Source organism: Roseibium sp. SCP15, from assembly GCF_040329435.1.
Classification (GTDB): domain Bacteria; phylum Pseudomonadota; class Alphaproteobacteria; order Rhizobiales; family Stappiaceae; genus Roseibium.
Genome location: NZ_JBDZYI010000005.1, coordinates 303,918 through 330,798, shown reverse-complemented (window position 1 = coordinate 330,798; position 26,881 = coordinate 303,918). Strand labels below are relative to the sequence as shown.

Sequence of the window (26,881 nt, the reverse complement as noted above, 5' to 3'; positions counted from 1 at the left end):
ACGACCATGCGCGCATTCCGTTGGGCACCCCTTTTTCTTGCCGTGGGATTGAGCACCACAACAGCTTTCGCGGAAACGGTTTCAGTCGAGACTGCCAGGGGAGCTGTCACAGCCCCCTCCAAGCCGGAAACAGTCGCTGTCTTTGATATCGCGGCCCTGGACACCTTGCGCGCGCTTGGTGTTGAGATCGCAGGGACTCCGGAGCGGGTCTACGTCGAATACCTGCAGGATACCGCGAATGGTGCAGAAAAAGTCGGCACGCTGTTTGAGCCCGATTTTGAAGCCGTCAACGCCCTTCAACCGGATCTGATCGTTGCAGGCGGCCGCTCTTCGAAACAGGTCGAAGCCCTTTCCGAATTCGCGCCGACCATAGACATGACCATCTGGGGCGACGGGCTGCTGGATCAGGCCAAGGCACGACTGAACGCCTATGGAACCATTTTCGACAAACAAGACACGGCGCGAAAACTGGAAGACAACCTCACCGGCGCAGTCGATGCCGTGAAGGCACAGACAGCCGAGGCTGGCAAGGCGCTGATTGTTCTCACAAACGGACCCAAACTGAGTGTTTATGGCAAGGCGTCCCGATTTGGCTGGTTGCACACCGAGCTCGGCATTCAGCCTGTCATCGAAGATGTCAAAGCTTCCACACATGGCGAAGCCGTGTCGTTCGAGTTCATCCGTGACGCCAATCCCGACTGGCTGATCGTCATCGACCGCGCCGCAGCCATTGGCGAGGATGCTGCTCTGGCGGCAGAAACGCTTAACAACAAGCTCGTTGCTGAAACAACCGCCTGGAAATCGGGACAAGTCATCTATCTCGACGCATCGAAGGTCTATATCGCTGCCGGTGGCTACCAGTCCCTGATGAGCACGCTTCAAGACCTCTCAAAAGCGTTCACAAAATCCAAGTAATCGGACACGTCGCCCGATGTTGTCTTTCGCGGTCCCTCGCCTCCCCTCCGCCATCTGGCCGGTCGTCCTGACGACCGGAATGGTCGGCCTGATCCTCGGCAGTCTTGCGACCGGGGCTGCGAATGTTTCTTTGCTTGAGCTCTTTCAGGGTGGAGAGTCCGGAGAGCTGTTATTTGTCTCGCGCCTGCCAAGAACGATTGCGGCCATCCTCGCGGGAGCTTCGCTGGCGGTTGCAGGCGTCATCATGCAGATGCTTGTGAGAAACCGCTTTGTTGAGCCGGCGACCACCGGCACAGCAGAATGCGCCGCGCTTGGGCTCCTCGCTATGCTGTTGCTAGTGCCGGAAGCGTCCGTCTTCACGAAGATGGCCATGTCAAGCGCAGTGGCTTTTGCCGGAACTGCCCTTTTCCTGGCACTCGTTCAGAAATTGCCGCCCACACAACCGCTGCTCGTTCCTCTCACCGGCATCGTCTACGGAGGCATTGTTGCAGCCGTCACCGCTTTCATCGCCTACGAATACGATCTGCTGCAGTATCTGTCGGTCTGGATGAACGGTGAATTTTCCGGCGTGCTTCAGGGGCGATACGAGCTGCTATGGGCTTCCGGCGCGGTGGCTCTGGTCGCCTATGTGTTTGCTGACCAGTTCACGGTAGCCGGGTTCGGCAAGGACGCTGCAATCAGCCTCGGGTTGAATTATCGCGCCGTATTGATCGCAGGCCTCAGCATCGTCGCATTGATCACGTCCTTCACGGTGCTGACCGTCGGAATGCTGCCTTTTGTCGGGCTGGTGGTGCCCAACATCATCAGCCGGTTCCGGGGCGACAATGCCCGCGCGACCTTGCCGCTCGTTGCTTTGACCGGTGGGTTTTTCGTTCTGGCGAGCGACCTCTTCGGCCGGTTGATCCGCTATCCATACGAAGTTCCGGCAGGAACGGTATTCGGGGTCCTTGGCGCCGGAGTTTTCCTGTGGCTTCTGTTCGCGAGGCCCGCGCGTCGTGGCTAAGAAGTTCATTTTTCTGGGCATCTGTGCCTCGCTATCAATCCTTGCATTCATGGTTCTGGGAGCCCGCGGCAACTGGGGGTTCATTCTCACGTTTCGCGGGACAAAACTGGTGGCACTGGTCATCGTCGCAATTGCGGTCGCGGTCGCAACCATCGTGTTTCAGACGCTGACAAGCAATCGCATTCTGACGCCCTCGATCATGGGCTTCGACGCACTCTACATTCTCCTGCAAACCACTCTGGTGTTTCTGTTGGGAGGCCTTGGTTACGTCTCCCTTCACCCGGAAATGAAGTTCGCGCTTGAGCTGCTCTTGTTGTCCTCTGCTGCGTTGCTGCTGTTCGGCAGTCTCCTTGGCCAGGGTTTGCAGGATCTCTTTCGCATGCTGCTGGTCGGCGTTGTGTTCGGCGTCCTGTTCCGGAGTCTGACAAGCCTTTTGCAGCGGATCATCGATCCAAACGAATTCGCGGTTCTGCAGGGATCGCTCTTTGCAAGCTTCAACCGCGTCGACACCAGCCTACTCATAATCGCCGTCCCCTTGGTTCTGGCCTGTTGCGCCCTGGTCTGGCGCAAACGTCACATCCTCGACGTCATGGCCCTTGGACGGGACCAGGCGATAAACCTTGGGATCAATTACCGGCGAGAACTGCTGGTTGGTCTCACCCTCGTGACAGCTCTGGTGGCAACCTCGACCGCGCTCGTCGGTCCGGCAACGTTCTTTGGCCTGCTGGTCAGCGCAATAAGCTACGAAGTCGTCAAATCCCATCACCACGGACCGGTGTTCATCGTGGCAGGCCTGATCGCGATCACGGTGCTCGTAGGTGGCCAGGCGGTGTTTGAACGCATCCTCGGCATGAGCGCCACCTTGAGTATCGTGATCGAGTTCCTGGGCGGTCTGGTGTTCCTCTTCCTGATCCTGAGAAAGGTCCGGGCATGATTGAAATCGAAAATGTCACCTTTCATCACGGCAGGTCACTCATCCTCAAGGACGTCTCCCTGACGCTGCAAAAAGGTGGCATTACCGCTTTGATCGGCCCCAATGGTGCCGGTAAATCCACGCTGTTCGCGCTGATGGCACGATTGCTGCCGCTTCAATCAGGAAGCATCACCTTTGACGGCCTGGACATTCGCCAAACCGCTTCAAGAGATCTTGCGAAAAAACTCGCCATCCTGCGCCAGGACACCCACGTCGCTTCCCGGATCTCGGTTCGTGACATGATCGGGTTCGGCCGATTTCCGCATCATCAGGGCCGTGCCACCCGGCAGGATCATGAAAAAGTTACGCAGGCGCTCGAGATTTTCGACCTGACCGACCTGTCAGACCGGTTCATTGACGAATTGTCCGGCGGCCAGCGTCAGCGGGTTCTGGTGGCAATGGCCTATGCTCAGGACACGGAGTACCTGCTCCTGGACGAGCCCTTGAACAACCTCGACATGCATTTCGCCCGCGACCTGATGCATCAACTCCGGGATCTTGCCGACAATCACGGAAAGACGATTGTGGTTGTGCTTCATGAGATCAACTATGCCGCAGCACATGCCGACACGATCGTGGCACTGAAGAATGGCGAGGTGGCAGTGAAGTCAAACACCGAGACCTTCATGACCGAAGAAAATCTTGCGCAGATTTACGACATGCCGGTCAGGATCAGAATGATAGATGGTCTGAAGGTGGCGCTGCATCACTCCTGAGGAAGTAGGAAAGGTGAGCTCAAGGTAGGTTTTCTCTTGAGCAAGTTATCCAGATATCGTCCTTCCGGCACAGTGATACAAAGGGCCGGCGCGTTGCTGCGCCGGCCCCTCTCAATTCAGGTGCTCGTTCCTGAAACGAACGATCAGAATTTTAGCTGAGCTTTCAGCAGGAACGACCGACCCGGCTCATACAGCGGGGACAGTTCCGCCTCGCCATACTCCACGCCATAGGTTGAACGCGAGGCATAGTTTTCATCGAAGATGTTGTTCGCTTCCAGACGCAGTGTCAGATGTTCAAACTGCTTGGGATTGTATTCCGCAAAGGCGTTGGCAACGAAGTAGCTTGGCAGCGCATTGTAACCCGCCTTGTTGGTTGCATCATATTCCAGAGCCGCATCGATGCTTGACCCGACCGTGAGATCGTATTTTTCGAAAGTATGCACGATCTCCGCGGCAATCACCTGCCCGATCGGGGCACCGATCTCGCTGGCGGAATAGGAATCGACGTAGTCGCCGTCTTTCTTCAAGTCGCTGTTTGAATAGGAGATTTTGACGAAACCGCCTTCCCACTGGTATCCGGCACCAATCTTGAAACCTTCAACCTTGAAATCCGTATTGTGGACCTTGAGAGTGCTGGTGTACTCGCGGTAATTGTCAAATCGGGTCTGGAAGACATCCCCCGAAACGGTAAATCCGCTGTGCTCGAATTTCAGGCCGGCAATCAGGTTCTGTGAACGAACCGGCTTGAGACCGTCATAGCTGGTGATGCTGTCAAAGATGAAATTCTCTTCAAGGTCAATTCCGCCGAAGACATTGGAATAGCCCGCGTTCACCGTGAAGTACTGGTTCAGGTCGAACTCCGCATAAGCGTTCCCGCTCAAGCCGAAATTATCAAGCTCGGTTCCTTCCGTACCGGTGAACCACTGGTTGTCTCCACGACCACCGAAGGAAAGGCGCAGTCGCTCCAGGGGTGTCAGGCGGGCCTGGGCGTAGAACCCGATGTTTCGGGCTTTTTCCTTGTATCCCTGCGGGCTGTAGAGAGCGTCGGAGTATTGGCTTTCGGAGTTGTAAAAGTCGATACCGGCGGTGATCTTGTTGCCTTCGTTCAGGTGGAATGTGTTTTCCGCCTTGCCCGACCATGTCCAGGCTTTGCCGTCACTCTTGATCGGCAGCAATGTGCCGGTCCTGCGGAAGAAGAAATACGGGATCTTGGTCGAAGATTCGCTATAGCCCAGAACGACATTTGGGTCGAAGAGACCATCGGCACCTTCGATTTCATAGCTGGCAGAATAGCTGCGCTGGTCAATGTCGTATTCCCGGACTTCCGGTTCCGTTGATGGAATACCACCAAAGTTTGCGCGATAGGGTCGAAGCGCATCGTCCTGAACCTGTTGCGCCCTCACCTCGAATCGGTGTCCTTCGGCCGACTGGTACGCAGCCTTGCCGAGATAGCTCAGGAAGTCCGCACCCGTGCCGTTGATTTCATTGCCGTTGCCATCTGAATAGTTGTCGCCATTGGCAAACTTGATGTAGCCGAGCAGTTCAAACCCTTCGTAGCGGCCATAGGCAGAACCGGTCTCGGTGAAGGTATTGTTGTTAGTGTCGTAGCTGACAGACGCAAACGCGCCGTAGTCACGCCCTTCTTCAAGAAGATCGCCAACATCCACCGTTTCATAAACAATGGAACCGCCGAGAGCTCCCGGCCCCGCATCTGCCGGAGCAACACCCGGATCAACCCTCACCGACTTCAGCATGTTCGGGTCAATGTAATTGGTGGTGTTGTGGTGGAAGACCCGGTTGTTTTGAAGAACACCGTCAACCGTAACGGCGAGGTTCAACTCATCGATGCTGTTGACGTAAACCTTTTGCGAAGGCCCCATGGCGCCACCGACGGAGATGGACGCATCGCCGGCAAAAACATCCTTCAGGTTCTGAGGATTGGTCAGCTGCAGATCTTCAAGTGAAATGTAGACGGAGTTCGCCCGGTCGGCGGCTCCCTTGTGCTTGTCGAACCGATCAGGTTCGTTGGAAAACAACCGGATCGTATCCAGCGTTGTCTCATCCTGAGCAGTTGCAGTGTCTGATGCGTCTTGAGCGGCTGAGCCCCCCGCCAAAAGCGCCGATTGTAAAATTGTGCCTGTAAGCAGCAGCGAAAGACGCACGCGGTCAAGCATGGTCAGGTCCCTTATCTTTGAATGTCTCGAATGCAGCTGAAATCGGCAGGACAGCCGAAATTGGCGTGGGCCGCCCCTCACAGGCACGGCGTGCGAGTTATATATATGAGAATTTCACTCATGTAAAACACTGTTTGAAATATTGTTTTAGAGCGCCCGCTAAGGGTGTCCGACGGGGTTTACCCGCGAGGAACGAGATCAAAAGAGCCAACAACCAAAGGAAGAGTCTTGGAGAATCCCGACGCAGCCCGTGGGCAAGCAGGCGGTTTCAACCAAGGCCAATCGTAGTGGAGACCAAACGGTTTTCCTGCCTCAGTCGTCTCAATTCAGAACCGGAAGCATCACGCCCCTAAAATGGTAGAACTTCAGGTCCGGCCTGAACCCCGGGCATCAGTCGATGAAGGCACGCTGAACCGGCCAATCCCTGTTTCAAGGATCGGTTCGCGAAGATGCAGTCTGACGGGACGCGTCGTCAAACCTCATGAACAGGAGCGAATGGGTTATTCAAACGAGAACGGGACCCTCATCCGCAAGCTGTTTTCCTTGATGTCGTTCGGAAACTTGGGCATGCGCATGGAGCTCACCAGTCGAATGACCGCGTTGTCGAGATTTGAATGGCCCGATGTTTTTATCAGGCGCACGTTGGACACGCCGCCATTCCTTGAAATCAGGAATGAGATGCTGACGACACCGCTCTGTCCGCGCCGACGCTTTTTTGCGGCCCGGTTCTTGGCCCGCCGCAGCTTGACCTGGACCTTGCCCTTGTAGTTGGACCTGGCTTTGGTCCCACCATCATTTGTTCTCGCATCCGCACGGCCATTTGCGTTGGAGCGGGCCGTCTTGCTGGTGATGCGCTCACCACCCTTGCGAGAGCTGACTTCTGCTCCTCTCCTTTTCGCCTGCTTGACCGGCTTCTTTTTCTCGACCTTCTCGACTTTCCGTTTGGGTGGCTCGGGCTTTTTGAGCGGTGTTTTCGTCACCTCTTGCAGAGGCTCGGATACCTCTTCCAGCGTTTCGGCTTCAGGCTCAACCGGTTTCTGCAATTCTGTCAGCTCAGGTTGAACCGCCTTCGCGATTTCAATTGGTTTTTGTTCCTTTACCGGTTCGCTCTTCAGAGGTTCTGATACCGGCACCTGACTTGCGACCATTTCCGGGACAACAGGCTTCGCAGGCGACACTTCCAGATCGATTTTTTCGACCGGTTTTGTCTGCGCTGTCCCAACCTGTGTTTCTTCTGGTTTCACTTCTTCCTGAATTTCGACTGCGGTCACGACATCCGTCGAAGTCACTCCTGCAATCACCGGGGCAGTGACCTCGTTCACAACGGGTTTTGCCGTTTCAACTTCAACCGGGGTTACGGCACTTGTTGTGACAGGAGGTTCGACCCTGGCGACCTTCACCGGCTCATGAACCTCTTCCACCATTTCGGTTTCCGGTTCCAGTTCTTCGACTGGTTCTGCGGGCTCCACCTCCTGCACCCGACTGCCGAGAACGAGATCCTCGATTGAGCCAATGACGGATACCCCACCCCCCTGGGAGGCTGCCACGGACACTTCGTCCGGATTTTCGGCGAAGTAGGCCGACCCGGCGCCATGGGCAAGCACGGATATCAGAACTCCGGCGATGAAAAAGCGAAGAAACCTCATTTCGAGCCCCTTCTGGTAATCAGGACGATATCCGTTCGCCCCGCAGCCTTGAGGTCCTGAATGACCTTTTCCAGCGCATCCGCCTTCAGGGTTCCGTCAGCTGCAATTTTCAATGGCCCATCGGCCTCTTCGCCGGCTTCCTGTTCGGCCAGCCAGTCCACCACAGTAACTTCGGTTTCTCCTGAAAATGTCTTGCCTTCTGGATCAACGATCAGGGCACCTGTTGAACGGATGGTTTCGTCTTCCAGGATGTTCAAAGGTGGCTCGATCTGCCGAGCGTCGTCCTTGGCGATGGAACCTGCAAACAGGAAGAAAATCAGCATCAGAAACACGACATTGATCAACGGTATCGTGCTTTCCGCCGGCTCACGTTTATGTTGCTGTCGCATGCGCATGAAAGCGTCTCACAGGCTCATAAGTTTAGTTTCCGGTAACCAGCACGGTCTTCAAACCGCTCTGGCGCGCTGCGGACATGACGTCAACTACATCCTGGACATTGGCTTCAGGCCCGGACCAGATCGCGACCACCATGTTTTCCTTGTTCGTGAGGTCAGCGAACCGCCCGACCATTTCAGCCTTGCTCATCGGCACGCCGTTCAGGTCGATTTTCTCGGATGCATGAATGCGAAGATAGGCGGGCTTGATGTCAGCACCGCCTCCCTGTCCGCCGCTTGAGACATCCAACGACTGATAACGGGTAAAGCTGGACGCGAGCATGAAGAAGAGCAGCAGTAGGAAAATCACATCGATCAGCGATGTCAGTCCGACCGGCCGCCGCTTCGCTCTTGGCTTAACTTGCATGCCTCGGCTCCGAGAGCTCAAGCGGTACGACCCGCGCGGTTCCGCGTTCAGCAACAGCACCGGTGAAGAAGGCCGTCACCAGCGCATCCATTTCCGATTGCACGGCCTCGATACGGCTGTCGAACCAGCCGACAACAGCCGAGACGGGAATTGCAACGGCGAGCCCGACGGCAGTCGTCAGCAATGCGACCCAGATCCCTCCGGCAAGCACCGAAGGATCGACAGCAGCTCCTGCTCCCTGCATGGCCTGGAACGCTTCGATCATACCAAGAACGGTTCCAAGCAGACCGATCAGCGGAGCCGTCTGAGCGATCATGTCCAACGGTCGCAGGTAGGCCCGAAGTCCGTTGATGCGCTGGATGCAGATGCGCTCGACATCTTCCTTCAGAAGCTCCTTGACAGCGTCCGGCTGGCCGGCGCCCTTGATAAGCTTCAGCATGACATCGGAAAGAACGGATTTGCTTCCGGCAGCAGTGATCTGGGCATCTTGCTGTCGGCCATCGAGCCACAACCTCAAGGCCTTGCGAGCGCCGGAAAAGCGCCCGGCACCCAGAAGCGCGAATTGCAGCACCTTTGCCGCAATCAGAGCAACGGCAATCACGGACAGGACAAGCAGAAGCATGACAACAGGGCCGCCCTGATCGACCAGCCCTGCAAGCGGAGACAGAAACGGCGGCAACAGGGACGCGAGTTCAAAAGGCATGACAGGTCTCTATAAGATGAAGTCGATTTCGGACCGGGAGGTGATTTGCAGCTTCGACAGGCAATCCGGCAACGGGCCACTGGCCACCTGGCAGGCGCGGACTTCGTTCAGCAAAACGCGCGAAATGTCCGAACAGGCGCCTTTTCCGACATCATACTGGCGCACGACTGTCTTGCCCGATGGCATCGCGCCGAAATCAACCGCCGCATAGCCCGAAACCCCTTCGGATTGATCGAACATGACCAGATCAAGTCCGAGCGCATCGACGGGCGAAGACATCTGATTGCGGATCACGAAGGTCAACCGACAGGCATCCCCCGCGGTTTCCGCGGTGTTGAGCTGGATCGTTATGGCGTCCGGCGACTGCGCAAAGGCTGCCGGGGCAACCAGATTGGCTGCCAGGATAAGGGACGAAATCAAATGTCTTTTCATCTGCGCGCTCTCCCTGTTGAAGTTGAGAACCGGTCAATCCGAGGAATCTATTCCGCAGATTGCCACTGGAGCTTCAGCTCTTCGCGCCAGGCGAACCGCTCAATGTGACTGTCGATAACCCCTTTCATCCGGACCATTTTCTGGTCTTCATCGGTTTCGCAGCGGATCATCAAACAGCTGTCGGTCGCCTCCATCCGGCAAAAGCCGAACGGGAAAGACACTTCCCCTGAGGTGGCATCCCAGGTTGCGGGAACCTTATGGGCAAAATGCTTGCAAAGTTGCTGGAGATATTTTGAGGCTGAGGCGGTGTGCGCCGTCGTAGTGACGATAATCATGCCCTGGCTGTCCGTTCCTTACACCAAAAAGGTGAGCCGGGGAAACCGGCTCACGTAAAAAATCTTGAATTATTGGCTCAGAATTTCGCCGTTGCCGTCAAAAAGAAGCTTCGACCCGGCGAATTTACCGGCGTCACCCGGCTGGTAGTGCTGTAAGTCCCTCGACTGTAATAGGTTTCGTCGAAGAGATTGTTGACCTCACCGCGCAACGTGAAGTCCGTATTTCCAAGTTTGGGCGCCCACTCGGCGAAAATGTTGACGACTTCATAGCCCGGAAGGGGGTTCTCGTAACCGTTGTCTTCCAGATCCTGGTTTGAATACTCAAAAGCGATCTCCGCATTGGCACCAACCGTCAGATCCCATTCTTCGAACGTGTAACCGGCACCAAGCGCCAGCATGTCTCCAACGGGGACAGCATTGTTGTAGTCACCTGCAAGCGCGATCCGATCTCCATACTGGACGTCCGTATGAGTGAAGGCGGCCGAAACGTAAGCGTTGTTCCAGTCATAGCGGGCGGAAAGATCGAAACCTTTCGAAACGAGTTCATCTCCATTCAGGCGAATGGAATTGCGATAGTCCCAGGCAACAGGATTGTACATCTTGATGTAAAAGAGGTCCGCGCCCAGTGACAGTCCTCCATACCGGTAAGCCAACCCGACCTTGGCGTTGTGAGCCGTTGTCGGATCAAGGTCGCGCGAATAGGTATAGTCCCGCGCATGAAACAAAGCTGTTTCAGCCTGCTCAATGCCGCCAAAGACGTATGAGTATCCCGCGTTTGCTGTCAGCCCGTCGATGATCTCGTAACCGAGATTGACATTCGGCGAGAGGCCGAAGTTGTCGAAGGTCTGGCCGTCGACAGCTTTATAGCTCTGAAAATCTGCACGCAGGCCGGTCGAAACATCCAGCTTTTCAACCGGTGTCAGGCGAGCCTGCACATAGCCGCCGATATTCGAAATCGTTTCGTCCGCATTCGTGGAGAACCAGAACCGCTCTATGTCTGCGTGATCGTGATAGAAATCGACACCGGCAGTCACGGTGCCCATGGCAAAGTGAAAACGGTTCTGCAGATGACCGCCGAAGGACTGCAGATCGGAATTGAAGTCACCGCTCGGCCTCGTGTAGTAGGCTTCGCTCGGCCGCTCCAGTTTGTTCCTGTTGTAGTAGAGCAGGACTTCCGGATCGAAATATCCGCTTGCGCCTTCCAGCGTGTATTTGAACGTCGTCGTAATGCGCTCATAGAGGTTGCTGTTAAAGTCGGCGCTTACCAGCCCCATGTTGGTTCGAAGGCGGCGATACCCTTTGTCCCTGTAATATTCTCCGGAAACCTCAAACCGGTGCCCTTCCTGGCTCTGGTAGGCGAATTTGCCCAGACCATTCCAAAGGTCCGCCGCGGTTCCCCGTTCCGTAAATCCATCGCCGTCGTCGTAATCCTGACCTTCGGCGCGGGTGAGCGTGCCGAGATATTCAAATCCCTGGTCCGCTCCATAAGCAGCTCCGGTTCCGGTGAGCGTCATGGAATTGGTATCATAGCCGAATGAGACCAATGCCCCGAGCTTTTGACCTTCCTTCAGCATGTCCACCGCATCGACGGTTTCAAACCTTGCACTGCCACCCAGCGCGCCAGGTCCGTCATCGGCCGGAGCAACGCCGTCATTGATTCCGACCGATTTCAGGAACATCGGATTGATGCCGATATTGCCATTGTGGTGCCAGACATTGTTTTTCTGACGGGCACCGTCGATGGTCACGTTGAGTTTGGACTGGTCGATGCCGTGAACGTAGAATTTCTGGGAAGCCGGGCTTCCGCCAGCCGTCGTCACGGATGGCGTGGTTTGAAACAGCTGCTTCAGATCAAGCGGCTGAGCCCGCTCGATGTCTTCCCGGCTGATATCGACACTCGTTTCGAGTGACTCGAATTTCTCCGCTTCGCTGTCCTTGACAACAATTGTCTCCAGTTCCTGGGCGTTCTGCGCAAAAGCTGCCTGTGGAATGAGTGCAAGTGTACTGACAGACGCCAGGACGGCCGCGTGTCTTGCAAATCCGCGTTTCATTTTAAACCCCAACCATAAACGGTCCGGCCGCGGCGGCCCCACGCCACGACGGACAGACTTAAACTTGACTTAAAAGTTCATGTATTTGATAAGGAGATTGCCGCGCGGGAACAATTCCGAAAGCGTTTGCCAATCGCTCAAACTCTTTTGCGAATTGTAATCCGGAGCCAAAGCCGTCCGTTTTTCAAGGATTGCTTAGCCAGATACCGAGGCATTGCAGCTTTCAAAAAACGTGAAGAACTCAGACCGGCATGTTCGTACAATCCGACCATCACAATCATTATGTGACCAAAGAAGACCTCATGATCAGGGACAACGGTCGACCTGTGCGCTGGTTGGGGCCTTCTCTCGATACCGATGATGATGTTTTGAGAGGTGCGATTGGTTTCGAGAAAATCGAGGACGGCCTGTCGATCCATTTTTCGAATGCCGAAGACCTGCACGATCTCAAGATCGAATCTGAAACCGGCCCCCGTCTTGGTGTCTTCCTTTTTCTTGAAGGAAGCGTAGAGGCATCCATCGGCGACTTCAAAATCCCAATGCCTGTCTACAACGCCGAGCAGCGGCATTGGTCACCGGTAGCAACCTTCTTCTCGCAAAAGCACAAAGAAAGATTTGTCAGGCAGGCACGCAAGGGTGGTCGGCTCAAGAAAGTGACGATTGCCATCTCTCATGAGTGGTTTCTTGCCCATCTCGACCTGTCCGACCCGGGTTTCAGTGCGTTCAAGGACTTTGCCGAAGAACACCTTGCCAATCTCAGCTGGACGCCAAGCGCGCACGCAATTGGTCTTGCGGAGCAAATCATAGGTGCACCGAGAAAGTCGCCGTTCCAGCACAGGCTTTACATCACGGCGCGCGTTTACGGTCTGCTGGAAGAAGCCTTTCAGTACTTCACCGAACATCGCGTCGAACCTCATGCAAAGTCCGGGTCCGGACAAGACAGGCAGAAACTGCGGACGATCGAGCATTACCTCAGCGGAGAGCGTGGTCACTGGGTGACCGCTGACGAGCTTGCACGGAACACCGGCATGAGCTCGAATTCGCTCCAACGTTTGTTGTCACGGACTTACGGCCTGTCGACATCACGTTTCATTCGCCGGTTTATGCTGGAAAAAGCGCGCGAGGCGCTTGAGCGGGATGCTCTGTCCATCGCCGAGGCCGCGCATATCGCCGGTTACTCCTCTCCTGCCAACTTTTCGACTGCCTTCAAACGGGAGTTTGGCCTGTCACCCAAACAGGTCACGCAATAAAGATCCGGCAAGGGACGGAAAACGCCTTTCGCGAATGTTTCAAATCGCGAGTACAGAATTCAGAGGATCAGTTGTGACAAGCAGCAACCAGCCGGAGAACGGCAAGCACGGCCATTTCAACCAGGCGGAGCAGCGCGTTTCCGTATCTCACATCGGTCTTTCAACCGCCGAGCAAACCGTTCTCCATTCGCTGAGACTGTTCTGCATGAGTTATGCCAATCCCGGTTACCATGCCTGGGAAGACGCTTTCGAAAGTTGCGCAAAAACTTTTGGCCCGGAAGACGGATCGAAGATCGGACTGGCCGTGATGAACGCGATGCGTTCCCTGCGCCAGACCCGCATGACCTGCTTCAGCTTTACAAACCCGGGATGCCCGTGCTGCCGGCACAAACTGGCGAAGCACGAGCACCAGTTCATGCTATTGCTGAAGGCAGTGCAAAACGGAGACGGCCTGGCCCGTCAGGCAAATGCCGTCATCCTGTGTGAAGGCGTCAGCAGCAGCAAATTTCTCACGCATATGGAGGAACTGGCCGGCCACTTAATCGCGCTTGCTCCAGCTAAGGAGAAAAGCCCGAGCCCCGCACCCAGAAAGAGGCTGAAATTCACCAGCTGAAACCTGGTGCCCGGATTTCCCATCCATGCGAGATGCAATCACATATGATCGCAGATCCTGTCCAGCCACCCTTTTCGATAGGCACTCTGATAGGCGGCATTTGAATCGAGCATGAAGGCCGATCGGCAGTTATAGCGTCGCGCAGCTTCCTGACATTCTTCGAATGTCCAATCCTTGCGCTCACGTTCCATGTGGCTGCAGACGCGGTTCATCCAGCCATAACGATGCGCCGCGTTATAGGCTTGCCTCGCCTCAAGGCGAAACTCCTTGCGCGTGCGAAACGTGTTCGCGACTTCCTGAACATTTTCAAACGACCACTTGCGTCGACCTGCCATCACAGCTGCCTGGATACCGGTTGGAAAACACAATACTGGCGGAAAACTTAGCTGCTGACGCTACATCTCGTCCAGTGAAAGCCTCATAACTCCACTCAAATCGGCTGGAGATTGCTTTCCCCCCGGAACCGCTTCAGCATGAAATTGACGAATTCTCGTGCTGCGGCAGTACGATGTTTTGACGGTGGAAACACCGCGTAGATACCACCTCTCGGCAGGGACCAATCCTGCATCATTGGAACCAGATCGCCTGATCGCAGTTCATCGCGAACGACGAAGTCCGGCATGATGGAGAAGGCTGTCCCTGACAGGATGACTTGTTTCGACGCCAGGGTGACGTCAACCGACACAGCCACGTTCTGCATGGAAACAAGACGCTCCTCTCCCGCGCGCTCGAAAGTCCAGGATCTTGGATGCATCAGTGCCTGGTTCTCGACAAAGGGCAGGCCTTCAAGCTCTTTCAGGTTCTTTACTCCACCAATTCGTTCCAGAAACGCCGGGGTACACAGCGGATACTGGTCAAAATCGCTGAGCTTGCGTGCGAGATAGCTGGAATCCTTCAGCCAACCGGTTCTGAACGATATATCGAACTGGGATTCAACAAGGTCGAACTTTGTGTCGCTAAAGACGAGCTCAACCTGCACCTCCGGATAGATCGCGGTGAATTCTGCCGTGACCCCGGACACATAGGCCAGTCCAAAATCGACGGGCGCGGTAACACGAAGCACACCGCGCGGCGTATCATTGGCTTCGCGGACTGCCTCATAGGCTTCCTTGGCCTGCCCTACCGCACTGCTGGCGACGTCGTAGAATTGGCGGCCTGTTTCAGTCAGTTTCATCTGCCGCGATGTGCGTAGAACAAGACTGGCCGAGACCTCATCTTCCAGCATCTGCAATTGTTTGCTGACGACCGCCTTGCTGACGCCGAGCCGTCTGGCTGCTGCCGTAATCGATCCCTCCTCGATTACCGCCACGAAGTATTCCAGACGCTTGAGATTCGGCCCCTTACCCATGTCTTTTCCATATTGGGGACCCAAGTGTCCCTGCAACGTCCGCGACCGGTCACGCCAAGGCGAGACAGTGTCGTCTCTGATTTGATCCTACTTCATATAGCAGCAAATCAGCCCGGACATGCCGGGCTGATAGATGTCATTGGCGAAGGGGCAATCCATCGCAGCTTACGGCCACTTCATTTCTCCTTCGAGAACCTTGGCGCTCAGACCCAGGTCAGTGACATTCGGGAAGTCCGGGTAGGCCGTGGTCATTTCCGTCACCAGGGCCTCCGATCCCTCAACCTTCGCGGATGCAGCTTCGAAGGCCTTCACATACTCCTCGGTGAAATTCACGGCGGTAAGGTCTTCCTTTGAGCCGCCAAGAAAGTGTCCGGGTACGATGCGCTCGGCACCCAGGTTCCGGATCACGTCCAGGGTCTTGTACCAGTTGTTCCGATCCTTCTGGGTTTGCGCATCGGCAACCCACACATGGAGGTTCTCGTAAAGGACCACTCCGCCAAGAACGGTTTTCACCGAAGGAATCCAAAGAAAGGTATGCTTGGGGTCGTGACCGTCCAGCCCGACAATTTCCACTGTTTCACCGTCAATGGTGAAGCTGTCACCGGAAATCTCCGTTGGCACGATGACCTTGGACGGCGCGTTTTCGGCCAGGATCGGGCCCCAGTAGCCGATCTTCTTGTCCTTGGTTGCGTTGATATGTGCGATGGTGGACGGGCTCGCAACGACTTCAGCCTCCGGATAGGCTTCTGTCAGCACGTCCAGACCAAAATAGAAGTCCGGATCACCATGACTGATATAAATGGTCTTGAGGTCCTTGCCGCTGTCCTGAACCATCTTCAGGACTTTCCGGGCATTCGCCTTGTCGAACTGGGCATCGACCAGGATTGCCTCTTGCGGCCCCGAAATCAGGCTTGAGGTAACCGGAAACAGGGCATCCTCACCCGGATTGAAGACTTCGACTGTGAGGTCTGCAGCAACGGCCAGCGCCGAGGACAGCGACAAGGCGGCTGCGGCCGTCACCGTTTTGAAGAATGAGTTCATGGGATTTCCTTTCTTGGGGACCGGCTTCGGCAGCCGGGTTTAAGTCCTTCGCTTTGCTCGGCAAATCTCCATGAGCACCGCGAAGAAAGGTTCGAGCGACCTTCAGGCCGCAAGGTTCCGGATCGTTTCCGGCTCTTTGAAAAAACGGGAGATATCGACGGAGGTCCGACGTCCGTCCTGCTCAAGGATCAGGGCCGGAACACCTCCGGCGCCAACTGAAGCCATGACGTGCCTGGCCTGTTGCGCCAACTTGGTTGCCGCATCTCGCAGCGCGCGCGAACCGAGCTTTTCTTCAGCTTCGTTTCCGTCGATGCCATGCCTGACGAGCGCTGCAACAACATGCTCTCGGTCTGCGGTTGATTTGCCTTCAACATAGCGGGCTTTCTGCAGAGTTGCCGCAAGCGCCAATTCGGTTCCGGGGCCCAGACCGTGTACGAGAGCTGCGGCCTGAGCCGTCAGTCCTGATTCCAGGACCTCCGCTTCCGATCCCAAAACATTGTCTCTGTAGGCTTGTGAAAAGGGTTGAGCGGTCAGCGATGCGATGCGTTGATCATAGCTCCACGCCATGGCCCCAAATCCATCGGCCATCCGATGCGCGTTCACCCCCTGAAACAGATACCTGTGCAACACTTCGACCCTGCTTGCGCTGTTTAACAGAGCGGCAAAGACGGGATGCGCGCCGTAGCACCAGCCGCAATAGGTGTCGTAGACAATAGTGAAACGTGTCACTTCGGCTTTCCTCAACAATCGACCATGTCGGGAAATTAGGAGCGATCCGAACTCAACAAAAGACTGACAAAAGAAACTTTAAGTCAGCTAAAAGCGAACATTGCATTTTTCAACTCTAAGAACCGCACGCGCCTCAGTCAGACAGAATTATTATAGATAAAACAATTGATTAAGAAGAGAGTTGCCTGCTTGAAAGGCATACGGACGCGGCCATTTCCTTGGCGACCTTGAGCGAGGTGCCGCAACTTGACTTGAAGTGGGGGGAAGATGGCATTGGACCGACCTCGCACAGCTGAACGATGCGAAGTCGGCAAAGCAGGTTTTCAGTCAAGAGGCGAACTTGCGATGTCAGGCGGACGTCACCACGCCGTCTCGAACCCAGCCATCGAAAACCTCCAGCGCGGCATCGATAAAGACTTGGTCATTGATGTGCCCGTCAATCTCGTCCATCGGCACTCGCCCGGGAAGAACGTTGCGAGCTTCCTCGATGAACGCCTGCAATCCTTCCGGGTCGTAGGCTTCCTGCCCTTCCCGGTCCCACTCTTCAATGCCTCCCACGGGAAGCAGAAACCGGACTTCGCCCTTGGCTGCTTCCAACCGCTCGGCGAGCTCATGGACCCATTTCCGGCGTTCATCGGCATTGAACACCGAGCTTTTGATCAGGCGATTGTGCTCGTGATATGGCCTGTCGGCATATTGTTCCGGAATTGTCTGCCATCCGGCAAAATCGACAAGATCAAGAGCACCTGGCGCGACCAGCTGAGGAATGCCGCTCTTGCCCGCGTTCGTAAGCCGGTCATCGCCGCTGCTGACCAGTGACCCGGCCAGCATGTTACCGAATTCCTGAAGGCAGAAGTCCATGACACAGCAAAATGCGCCCTGCCTAGCCAGGCTTTCAAAAGCCATTCCACCCATACCGGTAGAGTGAAAGACGGCAACTTCGAAGCCGCGCTTTTCAAGAGCGGGTTTCAGGCTCTTCATGTATTTCAGGCAGCTTGAGCCGAGAGACGTCATTCCAACAAGAGGACGCCCGGTATCAGGAGCTTGAGCCGCTTTTGCAGCTCCAAGTACAGCCCCCGCTGCTTGAGACAAGGATGATTTGCAGATGGAATTGAGACCGTACAACCCGCCAGCCCACAAGATCATCTGGATGTCCGGCGCAAGGCGGTCCGGAGCAATCAACGGCGAGAAACTGACGGTCGAGACGATGAATTTCGGCACCCCGAGAGGAAGAGCCTGGGCACAATCCAGTGCAAGGTCCGTCCCCATGGTTCCACCGAGCGCAATCATGCCGTCGAACCGGCCTGCCTGCCAGTTTTCGGCAACAAGTCTGGCAGCGCCACGTGCCATGACCTGAAAGGCCTTGTTCTCGTCACCGAGCGCAATCACCTCTTCGATGGTCATGCCGCCGGCCTCGGCCACCTGGTGCTTGGATATGTCGGTTGGGTTTTCCGGATCACCGAGCACACTTACATCCATGGTCATGACCTTGCCGCCCTGCTCCTCGATGCAGGACTGAATGAATTCCAGTTCGGCATTCTTGGTGTCGTAGGTGCCGATGGACAGGATGGTTTTGGTCATCGCGATACCTCAAGCGTAGACTGGGATGAGCCCGTGCGGGCAGACATGTAAGTTTCGGTCAGGGCTATGGCCTGGGCGATCATCCGGCTGTTGCGGACCCGGCCACTCGGTTCTTCCAGCCGGGAAATGTTCCAGCCGACATAGGTCACGGCTCTGAGCGCCATGAAGAGATCAAGAGCCGCCACATCCAGCGGCCTGCGCGCCAGATAACCTTGCAAAAGCGCGTCTTTCAGCTCGGGATAATCCGGTTCACCCATATTCTTCAAAAGCGCGGTTGCCAGATCGAACAGTCGAAATCCGTAGCCGCTGTCGTCAAAGTCGATCAGGTGCAGCGACGTTCCATCGACCATGATGTTTTCCCTGACCGCGTCCGCATGGATCAAACCGTAGTCCAGTGCCTCCCCAAGGCGTACGAGGTCTTCATGCGACAAATCCCGGAAAGTTCGGAGCGTCTGAATTTCGGCAGCAGTAAGCTCCGGGTTCTCCCAGAATCGCCCCCATAGAGGATCAGGCCCGACAAGGCCCGGCCGGTCCCAGCTGGCGCGAACGAAACCATCCGGTGGTGTCCAGGCATCGGAGATCCGGTGCAAACTCGCAAGCGTCTGGCCGATCTGGCGAAACACTTCTGGGCGGTCCGCATGCTGCAAGGGTTCGGACGTCTTGCCCATCGGAGCACCGGTCAACCAGGTCAGCATGTCAACCTGACGATCTTCAACCAGATGAAAAAGCGACCCGTCCGCCGACGTGACCGGCCTCGGAACGCTCAACCCGGCACGGCTGAGCTCCGCCATCCAGGACAGCTCGGACTGCAGTTCCGCATCGCTTCTGAGGCCCTTGCGGTGGACGCGAAGAGCATAACTGCCCCCGCTTGCGGTTACCTTGAAGACCTGGTTCTCCCGTTCAGCGACCAGAACAATCGGACAATCGCCCAGATCCCAAAGAATGCGGGATTGTGTGAGGAGACTATCCATGATGCAGCGGCGTCGATGCCAGAACATCGTCGAGGGTTTCAAACAGGAGATCAGCATGCTCCGTCCCGAACGGCATCGGCGGACGGATCTTGAGCGTGTTTTTGTGACGCCCAAGCTTGCTGAGGATGATGCCACGGCGGCGCATCTCGTTGACAACCCGGTCAGTGAAGTCGATGGCCGGTTCCTTGGTTGCCGGATTGAGCACCATTTCTGCACCAAAAATCAAACCGGATCCGCGCGTATCGCCGATGAAGTCGTACTTCTGCGCCAGATCCCGAAGCCGCGCCTGTGCATAGTCACCGACGGCTCTGGCGTTTGACACAAGATCTTTGTCCTCCAGCTCCTCAAGCACGGCCATGGCTGCCGCGCATGAAACCGGATTGCCGCCGAACGTGTTGAAATACCGGAACGAATTGCGAAAGGCCGACATGATGTCCGGGGAGGTCACAACGCCCCCGACAGGGTGACCATTGGCCATCGGCTTTCCCAAAGTGACAACATCAGGAACAATCGCCTGGCGTTGGTGACCCCACATGTGGCTTCCAATGCGGCCAAAGCCGGGTTGAACTTCATCAGCAATGAAGATGCCGCCTTCTCTCCTGACAACGTCGATCGCAGGTTTCAGCCACCCTTCAGGAAGAGCTGGAAAACCCTCATTGACGAAAAACGGGCACAGGATGAGACCTGCAAAACCATGCTCGGTTTTCTTCAGGGCTTCAATCTGCTCACCAACCGCGTCGGCAAATGCCCGGGCGTGGGCCATGCCGGCCTCACCGCCAAGCGGACGATAGCTGTCTGGTGCCGGAACGAAGCGCACCCAATCACTATTGCCAACACCGGGAACATTGCTTCTCGACAACTGCGAAACCAGCGAGGTATTGCCGTGATAGGTGAAGTCCGAGGCGATGATGCCGCGTCTGCCGGTCACCGCTTCGGCCATCCGCAGGGCGACGTCGTTCGCCTCCGAACCGGTACAGGTCAAAATGGCCGTGGAGAGCGGATCGTCGAATGTTCCGGTCAGCCGCTCGACATACTCCAGAATGCCTTCATGCAGATATCTGGTGTGCGTGTTCAGAGTGGCCGCTTGCCGGGAAATCGCTTCGACCACCCGTGGATTGCAGTGCCCGACATGGGGAACGTTGTTGTAGCAATCCAGATACTTGCGACCGTCCGCGTCCCAGAGCCAGACCCCTTCCCCTTTCACGATGTGAACCGGCTCGTCGTAGAAGGTGGACACGTTCGGCCCCAGCAAACGGGCGCGCCGTTCCAGCAGGCTCGAAGGTCCGGTCAAATGATGAACGGTCATCTCGCACTCCTTGCTAAAGCTGGATCCAGGCGGTCTTCATGTCGACATACTTGTCCAGCGCATGCAGCGACTTGTCATGACCGTTGCCCGACTGCTTTACACCACCCAGCGGTACCGTCAGATCCGATCCGCCATATGTATTCACGTGAATCACCCCGGAACGGATTTCAGAAATCATCCGGTGGGCACGGCTGAGGTTTGCTGTCCAAACGCCCGCCGCCAGGCCGTATTGCGTGCTGTTGGCAATTCGGATCGCATCCGCCTCATCCTGGAAAGCGGTCACGGCCAGAACCGGCCCGAACACCTCTTGCTGGGCAATCGTGTCTGTCGGTTTCACGTTGGTCATCACCGTCGGCTGCATGTAGTAGCCGCCGGTTTCCTGAAGAATGCGGCTCCCGCCCGTGCGTCGCTCCGCACCTTCGCTTTCTGCGGTCACGACAAACTGAAGATCTGCTTCCAGCTGTGGCAGGCTGTGAACGGCACCGATCTGGGTGTTCAAGTCAAGCGGATCGCCAACCCTGAACGCCTCCGCATGCAAGCAGATCTCAGCCACGAAATCGTCGAGAATGTCTTCCTGGACCAGAAGCCTGGATCCCGCGACGCAGACCTGGCCGGAATTGCGGAAAATACCTGCGGCGGAAACCTTGGCGGCCTGCGCGAGATCCGGCGCATCACTGAACACGATGTTCGGCGATTTGCCGCCAAGCTCCAGATAGCAGCGTTTCAGATTGGACGCGGCCGCATAGTTCAGTAGCCGGCGGCCGGTCGCCCCAGAGCCGGTGAAAACCAGCACGTCAACCTCCATCGACAGCGCCAATGCCTCGCCGACAACTGCGCCTGCCCCGGTGACCACGTTAAAGACGCCATCGGGCAGACCGGCCTCGGAGGCAAGTTCCGCCACCTTCAGCAGCGACAGGGAAGCGGATTCGGCTGGCTTCAGAACCAGGGAGTTTCCGGCAGCTAATGCCGGTGCGATCTTCCAGGCACCGATCATCAATGGAAAATTCCACGGCACAATCGCCCCGACCACGCCGACAGGCGCATGGTGCACAAGCCCAAGAACATTTTCAGCTGTCGGCGCAATCTGCCCGTAAACCTTGTCGATGGCCTCCGCGTAGTAACGGAAAGTTGCCGCCGCCGAGAGCGCCTCGGCCTTGTAGGCCATATTGATTTCAGTGCCATTGTCGCGAATGCCGAGCACCGCCAGCTTCAGAGCATCGCGCTCTATCAGATCCGCCAGCCTGAGCAGGACTTTCTTGCGATGAGAAGGAGCTGCCTTGGACCAGCGGCCGTCCTCAAAAGCCCGGCGTGCGGATGCAACCGCCTCATCCATGTCTTCAGGGGTCCCGGCTGCCAGGTTTGCAAACCGTTTGCCGTCGATGGGGGAGATCACATCCAGCGTTTCACCGGACTTCGATGCAACAGACTTTCCGTCACAAAAATGCCCCTGGTCTCCGACCGTTTCATGACGCAATGCATCGATGGCTGTCTGGTCAAGCATAGATTATCTCACCCTTGCTGTGTCGACATGTCGGAGGAACCTTCCTCACGTTGCTGCCTGCGCGCCCGTTGTTCGTGAACTACGGCACGGAAATGCAGAACCAGGATGGCGATGATCATGAGGAACAGGATTGCGGCGATAGGACGGTCGATGAAATCCAGTGGGGACTTCACGCGCGCCATGGCGCTGCGCAGCTTCACTTCCATGATGCCCCCGAGCACCATGCCGAGAATGATCGGCACGATCGGCAGGTTGAGCCGCTTCAGGATCAGGCCGAACACGCCGAACGCAGACGCTATCGCACAGTCTGTCACCGAATTGCGTAGCGAATAAACGCCAACAAAAGAGAGCGTCAGGATCATCACGCCAAGGAACCGAGTCGGGATCTGAATGATCTTCAGAAGCAGGTTCGTTGAGAACAGCAGGAAGATCAGAACGATCACGTTCAGAATGATCAGTGCGAGATAAAGCGCGACAACGAAATCAAGCTGCCCCTGGAACAATTGCGGCCCCGGAATGACATTGTGCACGTAGAAAACGGACAGCATCATTGCCGTCAGGGCTTCGCCGGGAATGCCCAATGCCAGCAACGGGATCATCGCCGCACCGGGCACGGCGTTGTTTGCAGCTTCCGATGCGACCAGGCCTTCCGGTGATCCCTTGCCGAACAGGTCGGGCTTTTTCGAGGTTTTCTGTGCGTAGGTGTAGGAAAGGAACTGAGCGGTAAACTCACCAACGCCGGGTATCATTCCCATGAGGACACCAAGACCGGATGAAACCGAAGCGACCCGCTTGAACTGGAAGAGATCCTTCAGCCCGGCAAACAGATTGCCGTCGACATTGGCCGACCCCGGTTTGTGTTCCTTGTCCACCAGCAGCAGCAGGGCCTGCGAAATCGCAAACAGGCCAAGCACGACAACGATCAGGTCGATGCCCGAAGCCAGCCAGCTCTGATCAAACGTGAAACGCTTCGTGTATTTGGCAGGTTCCAGTCCGATGGTGCTGATGAAAATGCCGAAACAACCCAGCATACCGGCCGCGAAGACCTGACCGCGATGGGCGACAATCACCAGGATGATCCCCATCAGGGCAGCCAGAAAGATCTCGCGACTGCCGAAATGCGGCGCAATCATCGCCAGTACGGGCGAGAGCACGATCAGGCAGACAACGGAAAAAATGCCGCCGAAAAACGACGCCGAATAGGCGAGCGACAACGCACGATGACCCCGGCCATCCTTGGTCATCGGATACCCGTCATAGGTCGTCAGGGCGTTGACGGCGGTGCCGGGTGTGTTGATCAGGATGGCCGGGATGGCGCCTCCGTACATGGAGGAACCATAGACACCGAGCAGAAGAGTAAGGCCGACAATTGGCTCAAATGCGAATGTTGCCGGCAACAGGATGGCGATTGCCACGGCAGCACCCACGCCCGGGATCGCGCCGATGATGACACCGCCAACGGAACCGATGGCCAGGGCGACAAGCACTTCCCATTGAGCAAGAAGCGTCAGTCCTGAGAAGATAGTTTCCATGAGCGCCTCACAGGTAGGTTAGTGCGAAGGCGCGGATACCGTCCGGCAGCGCTTCATAGATGCGCCCGGCCGGGATCTTGACCTGGAGAAATGCGCGAAAGATGACGGCAACTGCTACGGCAAACCCCACTGCGGACAGGAGGTTCACAATCCGTGTTTCGCCAATCCTGAGCGTCAGAAACACGGTGAAGAGCACGGTCGAAGGCAAGTAGCCCAACTGTGGGACAAGCACCACGTAGCCCAGGAAGTACATCACGAATTCCAGTGAGCTGACCCAGAAGGCAACTTCCTTCCAGCGCCCGAGAATGCGCGGTGAGCAGATTGAGCCGATGAAATGCAGGCAGGCAAAGATCGCCATACCGATCAGCGATACGGCCGGCCAGAACCTCGGTTGCGCATACCAATTGGTTCGCTTTATCCAGGCTGTTTCCGAATAAAGCTGCGACAACAGAAAAAGTGAGAACGCCAGGAACACGATCGCGAAAACGATATCCCCCGGACGGCGATACCGCCGGAACAGTTCCTGCAAAGTCTTGATATGTGCCACGACTGCCCTCCACAATCGCCAGGCGGCACCTGGAAGTGCCGCCTGGAGGCAAAATCCTACTGCTCGTTGATCTCGGAGATCTTCCCGATGGCAGCGGCGTCCGATTCAATCTGCGCTTTCGACGCATCAGCGTCCTGCCAGTAGATCAGCACCCCGGTCTCGCCGATCAGATTCTGCGCCTTTTCCTTTTTCAACGCAGCCTGTGCGGCAGCCGCAATCTTGTCGCGCGCTTCCTGCGGCACATCCTTGTGCACAAACAAGCCGTTCCAAAGCGTAACGGACAATTCCGGATTGATTTCCTGAACGGTCGGGACATCCGGCGTCAGAGACGTGCGCTCCTTGCCGACACTTGCCAGCACCTTGATGTCGGACAGACACGGAAGAACCTGCTGGATAGTGGTGTTGATCACGTCGACATCACCGGACGCCAGCGTGTTGCAGGTCAGTTCATCAAACGCAGCTTCACTGGCAAAGTCGAAACCGGACGTCTTTGCAGCGGCAAAGGTAATCTGGGTTGGTGGCAGGAATGATCCGAAATGGCCAAGGGCAACATCGTTCGACTTGGCATATTCCGCCAGTTCTTCCCAGGAGCTATAGGGTGCGTTGGCGCCGGTAGCGATCACGAACGGGTATGTCATGAAGATCCCGATCGGATCAAACGGGTTGGGCGACAATTCGGGGATGCCGATTTGCGGCCCACCGATCGGGACGTCGGTCACGAAGGAACCGATCGTGTAGCCGTCTGCCGGAGCGGTCGCCACTTCAACCGCGCCCGGGAAAGGACCACCGCCGCCGCCGGGCTTGTTCACGACCGCGGCCGGAACGCCGTACATTTCCTGAAACTCATCGGCAATCAGCCGGGTCAGAACATCTTCCAAGTCCCCCGGAGGCCAGGGAACAATGAAGGAGACCGGCTTTTCCGGGTAGTCGGCAAGTGCAGCCGTAACGCTCATCAAGCTTGCCGCTGTAAGGGCAATCGCGTGCTTTTTCATTTCGAAGTCCCTCATCTGATGGTGATCCGTCAACCTTCTCGGTTGATCTCAGCTATTTTTTATTTGCGTTGTTAAATGTTGTCATATTAAATAATAGCCTGTCAACCTCCAATCAAACGGCGGATAGAACAATGTCACACTCAAAAAGGGTTCAAATAATGAACCAGAGGTATCAAATAAATATTGTTTCATTTGAAACTATCTGTCAAGATAAATGCAATTCGACGACCGCGGCCCACCCGCCCCGGACCTGAAAACCGCATTTGAAACGGACCTGGATTCCGATGGGAACGATCACCAAGGCGCTCAACCTTTTGAACTTCTTCTCCCCAAGTCATCCGGAAATCGGCCTGACCGAATTCCGCACGCTGTCGGGACAGGACAAGGCCACGGTGCATCGCCATCTCATCGAACTTGCCGCAAACGGTTTCCTGGAACAGAATCCTGTCACGAAAGGCTATCGCCTCGGTCCGGCCATCCTGCGATTGGCCGCGGTTCGAGAGCGTCTGTTTCCTGCCCGCACGCTTGTTGCTCCTCTGGTCGAGAGGCTCGCGACAGACCTGGGAGAACTGGTGCATGTCTCCTTGCGTGAGGGCGATCACCTGTCCCCGCTCTGTCACCACGACGCCCTGATCCATGGAACCAGGGTTTATTTCGATGAAGCTGAACTGCTGCCACTCCATGCTACAGCCTCCGGCCTTGCAATGCTTGCTTTCGGCCCTGATCACCTGCTGTCCGACCTTCTTGCCGACCCGCTGGAAGCTTCGACCCGGTTCACGATCACCGATCCGGACGACTTGAGACAGACCGTCGAAAGGGTTCAGACCGAAGGCGTCGCCTTTATCGATCAGGGATTTGAACTGCACGTCTCTTCTTTCGGTGTCCCGGTCTTTGGCGACCTGCAGGAAGCTGTCGGAACCATGGCCGTGGCGGTTCCCACAGCTCGAATGACAGACGAATTGAAGCGGAAGATACCCGTTGCGCTCATCGAAGCGGCGACGGAGGTCACCGAGGAACTTGGCGGCACGGTTCCCCCTCACCTGAGAAGGATCTGGCTCAATGCAGCATGATGCTGAAGCCCTCGTACTTGATTTCGGTGGCGTCGTGACACGCACGCTTTTTGAAACCCACGACCTCACGGAGCGTGCGCTTGGATTGCCGGCTGGCACCTTGACCTGGAAAGGTCCTTTCGAGCCGGACACCGACCCGCTTTGGCGTTCCATGCAGGCAGATGAAATTTCCGAACGGGACTACTGGCGCCTCCGGACAGAGGAAGTTGCCGGATTGACCGGACGTCCCTGGACCGCGATGTCCGATTTCGTGAAGGCAGCACGCGGCGCAGACCCGGACGCAGTCATGCGCCCGGAAGCTCTCGCTGCAATCGAAGCCGCCCGGCGCGCCGGTAGGAAACTCGCGATCCTGTCCAATGAACTCGATCTCTTTTATGGCGTCGAATTCCGCGACAAACTCGCCTTCCTGAAAGACTTCGACGTCATCGTCGACGCCACATACACGAAAATCCTGAAGCCCGACCCGCGCGCCTACCAGCTTTGCCTGGAGGAACTGGACCTGCCCGCGTCAGCCTGCGTTTTTGTCGATGACCAGGCTCGCAACATCACGGGCGCCACGGCGGTGGGAATGCGCACAGTTCACTTCGACGTTCTGAACCCGGCTGCGTCCTACTCCGACGCGCTGACCCAGCTTGGCCTGGCGGCCTAATT

27 protein-coding genes are annotated in these 26,881 nt (G+C 56.4%); 8 read left to right on the top strand and 19 right to left on the bottom strand.

The window, feature by feature from the left end; translation table 11 throughout:
- Window positions 1-6 precede the first annotated feature (6 nt).
- The 4 genes from ABLO27_RS24530 (at window position 7) to ABLO27_RS24515 (ending at window position 3,607) form a co-directional block, all read left to right on the top strand.
- A complete protein-coding gene (locus ABLO27_RS24530; RefSeq protein WP_353036650.1) occupies window positions 7-915 on the top strand; it encodes a siderophore ABC transporter substrate-binding protein in 909 nt (302 codons plus the stop codon).
- A gap of 79 nt (window positions 916-994) precedes the next feature.
- On the top strand, window positions 995-1,918 hold the full coding sequence (locus tag ABLO27_RS24525; protein WP_417714851.1) for an ABC transporter permease: 924 nt from the start codon (window positions 995-997) through the stop codon (window positions 1,916-1,918).
- On the top strand, window positions 1,911-2,852 hold the full coding sequence (locus ABLO27_RS24520) for an iron chelate uptake ABC transporter family permease subunit (protein WP_353036646.1): 942 nt from the start codon (window positions 1,911-1,913) through the stop codon (window positions 2,850-2,852). Before ABLO27_RS24525 ends, ABLO27_RS24520 begins: the two co-directional genes overlap by 8 nt.
- The gene (locus ABLO27_RS24515) at window positions 2,849-3,607 is read left to right on the top strand and encodes an ABC transporter ATP-binding protein (protein ID WP_353036644.1); all 759 of its coding nucleotides are present in this window, start codon (window positions 2,849-2,851) and stop codon (window positions 3,605-3,607) included. Before ABLO27_RS24520 ends, ABLO27_RS24515 begins: the two co-directional genes overlap by 4 nt.
- A gap of 143 nt (window positions 3,608-3,750) precedes the next feature.
- On the opposite strand, the gene ABLO27_RS24510 is transcribed toward ABLO27_RS24515, so the two are convergent.
- From ABLO27_RS24510 to ABLO27_RS24475, 8 genes are all read right to left on the bottom strand, one after another.
- Window positions 3,751-5,781, bottom strand: coding sequence for a TonB-dependent receptor plug domain-containing protein (locus tag ABLO27_RS24510; protein ID WP_353036642.1), 2,031 nt, complete (start codon window positions 5,779-5,781; stop codon window positions 3,751-3,753).
- Between the two features lie 500 nt (window positions 5,782-6,281).
- A complete protein-coding gene (locus ABLO27_RS24505; RefSeq protein ID WP_353036640.1) occupies window positions 6,282-7,427 on the bottom strand; it encodes an energy transducer TonB in 1,146 nt (381 codons plus the stop codon).
- Entirely contained in the window at window positions 7,424-7,816 is a 393-nt protein-coding gene (locus ABLO27_RS24500; RefSeq protein WP_353036638.1) for an ExbD/TolR family protein, read from the bottom strand. Before ABLO27_RS24500 ends, ABLO27_RS24505 begins: the two co-directional genes overlap by 4 nt.
- A gap of 31 nt (window positions 7,817-7,847) precedes the next feature.
- Complete coding sequence (locus ABLO27_RS24495) at window positions 7,848-8,228, bottom strand: ExbD/TolR family protein (protein ID WP_353036636.1); 381 nt, start codon at window positions 8,226-8,228, stop codon at window positions 7,848-7,850.
- Window positions 8,218-8,931 (bottom strand): MotA/TolQ/ExbB proton channel family protein, encoded by a 714-nt coding sequence (locus ABLO27_RS24490; protein ID WP_353036634.1) that lies wholly within the window; start codon window positions 8,929-8,931, stop codon window positions 8,218-8,220. Before ABLO27_RS24490 ends, ABLO27_RS24495 begins: the two co-directional genes overlap by 11 nt.
- Before the next feature lie 9 nt (window positions 8,932-8,940).
- The gene (locus tag ABLO27_RS24485; RefSeq protein WP_353036632.1) at window positions 8,941-9,363 is read right to left on the bottom strand and encodes a hypothetical protein; all 423 of its coding nucleotides are present in this window, start codon (window positions 9,361-9,363) and stop codon (window positions 8,941-8,943) included.
- A gap of 47 nt (window positions 9,364-9,410) precedes the next feature.
- Window positions 9,411-9,698 (bottom strand): DUF2218 domain-containing protein, encoded by a 288-nt coding sequence (locus ABLO27_RS24480; protein ID WP_353036630.1) that lies wholly within the window; start codon window positions 9,696-9,698, stop codon window positions 9,411-9,413.
- A 77-nt stretch (window positions 9,699-9,775) separates the two neighbouring features.
- Window positions 9,776-11,749 (bottom strand): TonB-dependent receptor domain-containing protein, encoded by a 1,974-nt coding sequence (locus ABLO27_RS24475; RefSeq protein WP_353036628.1) that lies wholly within the window; start codon window positions 11,747-11,749, stop codon window positions 9,776-9,778.
- A 302-nt stretch (window positions 11,750-12,051) separates the two neighbouring features.
- Here ABLO27_RS24475 and ABLO27_RS24470 point away from each other — a divergent pair, with 302 nt between their 5' ends.
- Together ABLO27_RS24470 and ABLO27_RS24465 are read left to right on the top strand one after the other, a co-directional pair.
- Window positions 12,052-12,999 carry an AraC family transcriptional regulator gene (locus ABLO27_RS24470; RefSeq protein WP_353036626.1) on the top strand — a complete coding sequence of 316 codons (948 nt, stop codon included), beginning with the start codon at window positions 12,052-12,054 and terminating at the stop codon, window positions 12,997-12,999.
- A 73-nt stretch (window positions 13,000-13,072) separates the two neighbouring features.
- On the top strand, window positions 13,073-13,612 hold the full coding sequence (locus ABLO27_RS24465) for a hypothetical protein (RefSeq protein ID WP_353036624.1): 540 nt from the start codon (window positions 13,073-13,075) through the stop codon (window positions 13,610-13,612).
- A gap of 38 nt (window positions 13,613-13,650) precedes the next feature.
- Here the strand turns inward: ABLO27_RS24465 and ABLO27_RS24460 are convergent, their stop codons facing one another.
- From ABLO27_RS24460 to ABLO27_RS24410, 11 genes are all read right to left on the bottom strand, one after another.
- Entirely contained in the window at window positions 13,651-13,947 is a 297-nt protein-coding gene (locus tag ABLO27_RS24460) for a hypothetical protein (protein ID WP_353036622.1), read from the bottom strand.
- 95 nt (window positions 13,948-14,042) lie between these two features.
- Complete coding sequence (locus ABLO27_RS24455; protein ID WP_353036620.1) at window positions 14,043-14,960, bottom strand: LysR family transcriptional regulator; 918 nt, start codon at window positions 14,958-14,960, stop codon at window positions 14,043-14,045.
- A 165-nt stretch (window positions 14,961-15,125) separates the two neighbouring features.
- On the bottom strand, window positions 15,126-16,001 hold the full coding sequence (locus ABLO27_RS24450) for an MBL fold metallo-hydrolase (protein ID WP_353036618.1): 876 nt from the start codon (window positions 15,999-16,001) through the stop codon (window positions 15,126-15,128).
- 102 nt (window positions 16,002-16,103) lie between these two features.
- A complete protein-coding gene (locus tag ABLO27_RS24445; protein WP_353036616.1) occupies window positions 16,104-16,730 on the bottom strand; it encodes a DsbA family protein in 627 nt (208 codons plus the stop codon).
- Between the two features lie 348 nt (window positions 16,731-17,078).
- Window positions 17,079-18,311: a Tm-1-like ATP-binding domain-containing protein gene (locus ABLO27_RS24440; RefSeq protein WP_353036614.1), complete on the bottom strand. Its 1,233-nt coding sequence runs from the start codon at window positions 18,309-18,311 to the stop codon at window positions 17,079-17,081.
- The gene (locus tag ABLO27_RS24435) at window positions 18,308-19,282 is read right to left on the bottom strand and encodes a phosphotransferase enzyme family protein (protein ID WP_353036612.1); all 975 of its coding nucleotides are present in this window, start codon (window positions 19,280-19,282) and stop codon (window positions 18,308-18,310) included. The genes ABLO27_RS24440 and ABLO27_RS24435 overlap by 4 nt, the downstream gene beginning before the upstream one ends.
- Window positions 19,275-20,573 (bottom strand): aspartate aminotransferase family protein, encoded by a 1,299-nt coding sequence (locus ABLO27_RS24430; protein WP_353037029.1) that lies wholly within the window; start codon window positions 20,571-20,573, stop codon window positions 19,275-19,277. Before ABLO27_RS24430 ends, ABLO27_RS24435 begins: the two co-directional genes overlap by 8 nt.
- A gap of 28 nt (window positions 20,574-20,601) precedes the next feature.
- Window positions 20,602-22,089: an aldehyde dehydrogenase gene (locus ABLO27_RS24425; protein ID WP_353036610.1), complete on the bottom strand. Its 1,488-nt coding sequence runs from the start codon at window positions 22,087-22,089 to the stop codon at window positions 20,602-20,604.
- Window positions 22,090-22,097: 8 nt separating this feature from the next.
- Window positions 22,098-23,621, bottom strand: a complete 1,524-nt coding sequence (locus ABLO27_RS24420; RefSeq protein ID WP_353036608.1) for a tripartite tricarboxylate transporter permease — start codon at window positions 23,619-23,621, stop codon at window positions 22,098-22,100.
- 7 nt (window positions 23,622-23,628) lie between these two features.
- Window positions 23,629-24,168, bottom strand: coding sequence for a tripartite tricarboxylate transporter TctB family protein (locus ABLO27_RS24415; protein WP_353036606.1), 540 nt, complete (start codon window positions 24,166-24,168; stop codon window positions 23,629-23,631).
- Between the two features lie 56 nt (window positions 24,169-24,224).
- Window positions 24,225-25,160: a tripartite tricarboxylate transporter substrate-binding protein gene (locus ABLO27_RS24410; protein WP_353036605.1), complete on the bottom strand. Its 936-nt coding sequence runs from the start codon at window positions 25,158-25,160 to the stop codon at window positions 24,225-24,227.
- 263 nt (window positions 25,161-25,423) lie between these two features.
- Here ABLO27_RS24410 and ABLO27_RS24405 point away from each other — a divergent pair, with 263 nt between their 5' ends.
- Both ABLO27_RS24405 and ABLO27_RS24400 read left to right on the top strand, forming a co-directional pair.
- Entirely contained in the window at window positions 25,424-26,230 is an 807-nt protein-coding gene (locus ABLO27_RS24405) for an IclR family transcriptional regulator (RefSeq protein WP_353036603.1), read from the top strand.
- Window positions 26,220-26,879 (top strand): HAD-IA family hydrolase, encoded by a 660-nt coding sequence (locus ABLO27_RS24400; RefSeq protein ID WP_353036601.1) that lies wholly within the window; start codon window positions 26,220-26,222, stop codon window positions 26,877-26,879. Before ABLO27_RS24405 ends, ABLO27_RS24400 begins: the two co-directional genes overlap by 11 nt.
- The last annotated feature ends 2 nt before the right edge of the window (window positions 26,880-26,881 follow it).

Coding starts and splice junctions, on each gene's coding strand:
- ABLO27_RS24530 (WP_353036650.1), top strand. CDS start 7: ATGCGCGCATTCCGTTGGGCACCCCTTTTTCTTGCCGTGGGATTGAGC.
- ABLO27_RS24525 (WP_417714851.1), top strand. CDS start 995: ATGGTCGGCCTGATCCTCGGCAGTCTTGCGACCGGGGCTGCGAATGTT.
- ABLO27_RS24515 (WP_353036644.1), top strand. CDS start 2,849: ATGATTGAAATCGAAAATGTCACCTTTCATCACGGCAGGTCACTCATC.
- ABLO27_RS24510 (WP_353036642.1), bottom strand. CDS start 5,781: ATGCTTGACCGCGTGCGTCTTTCGCTGCTGCTTACAGGCACAATTTTA.
- ABLO27_RS24505 (WP_353036640.1), bottom strand. CDS start 7,427: ATGAGGTTTCTTCGCTTTTTCATCGCCGGAGTTCTGATATCCGTGCTT.
- ABLO27_RS24500 (WP_353036638.1), bottom strand. CDS start 7,816: ATGCGACAGCAACATAAACGTGAGCCGGCGGAAAGCACGATACCGTTG.
- ABLO27_RS24495 (WP_353036636.1), bottom strand. CDS start 8,228: ATGCAAGTTAAGCCAAGAGCGAAGCGGCGGCCGGTCGGACTGACATCG.
- ABLO27_RS24490 (WP_353036634.1), bottom strand. CDS start 8,931: ATGCCTTTTGAACTCGCGTCCCTGTTGCCGCCGTTTCTGTCTCCGCTT.
- ABLO27_RS24485 (WP_353036632.1), bottom strand. CDS start 9,363: ATGAAAAGACATTTGATTTCGTCCCTTATCCTGGCAGCCAATCTGGTT.
- ABLO27_RS24480 (WP_353036630.1), bottom strand. CDS start 9,698: ATGATTATCGTCACTACGACGGCGCACACCGCCTCAGCCTCAAAATAT.
- ABLO27_RS24475 (WP_353036628.1), bottom strand. CDS start 11,749: ATGAAACGCGGATTTGCAAGACACGCGGCCGTCCTGGCGTCTGTCAGT.
- ABLO27_RS24470 (WP_353036626.1), top strand. CDS start 12,052: ATGATCAGGGACAACGGTCGACCTGTGCGCTGGTTGGGGCCTTCTCTC.
- ABLO27_RS24460 (WP_353036622.1), bottom strand. CDS start 13,947: ATGGCAGGTCGACGCAAGTGGTCGTTTGAAAATGTTCAGGAAGTCGCG.
- ABLO27_RS24455 (WP_353036620.1), bottom strand. CDS start 14,960: ATGGGTAAGGGGCCGAATCTCAAGCGTCTGGAATACTTCGTGGCGGTA.
- ABLO27_RS24450 (WP_353036618.1), bottom strand. CDS start 16,001: ATGAACTCATTCTTCAAAACGGTGACGGCCGCAGCCGCCTTGTCGCTG.
- ABLO27_RS24440 (WP_353036614.1), bottom strand. CDS start 18,311: ATGACCAAAACCATCCTGTCCATCGGCACCTACGACACCAAGAATGCC.
- ABLO27_RS24435 (WP_353036612.1), bottom strand. CDS start 19,282: ATGGATAGTCTCCTCACACAATCCCGCATTCTTTGGGATCTGGGCGAT.
- ABLO27_RS24425 (WP_353036610.1), bottom strand. CDS start 22,089: ATGCTTGACCAGACAGCCATCGATGCATTGCGTCATGAAACGGTCGGA.
- ABLO27_RS24420 (WP_353036608.1), bottom strand. CDS start 23,621: ATGGAAACTATCTTCTCAGGACTGACGCTTCTTGCTCAATGGGAAGTG.
- ABLO27_RS24410 (WP_353036605.1), bottom strand. CDS start 25,160: ATGAAAAAGCACGCGATTGCCCTTACAGCGGCAAGCTTGATGAGCGTT.
- ABLO27_RS24400 (WP_353036601.1), top strand. CDS start 26,220: ATGCAGCATGATGCTGAAGCCCTCGTACTTGATTTCGGTGGCGTCGTG.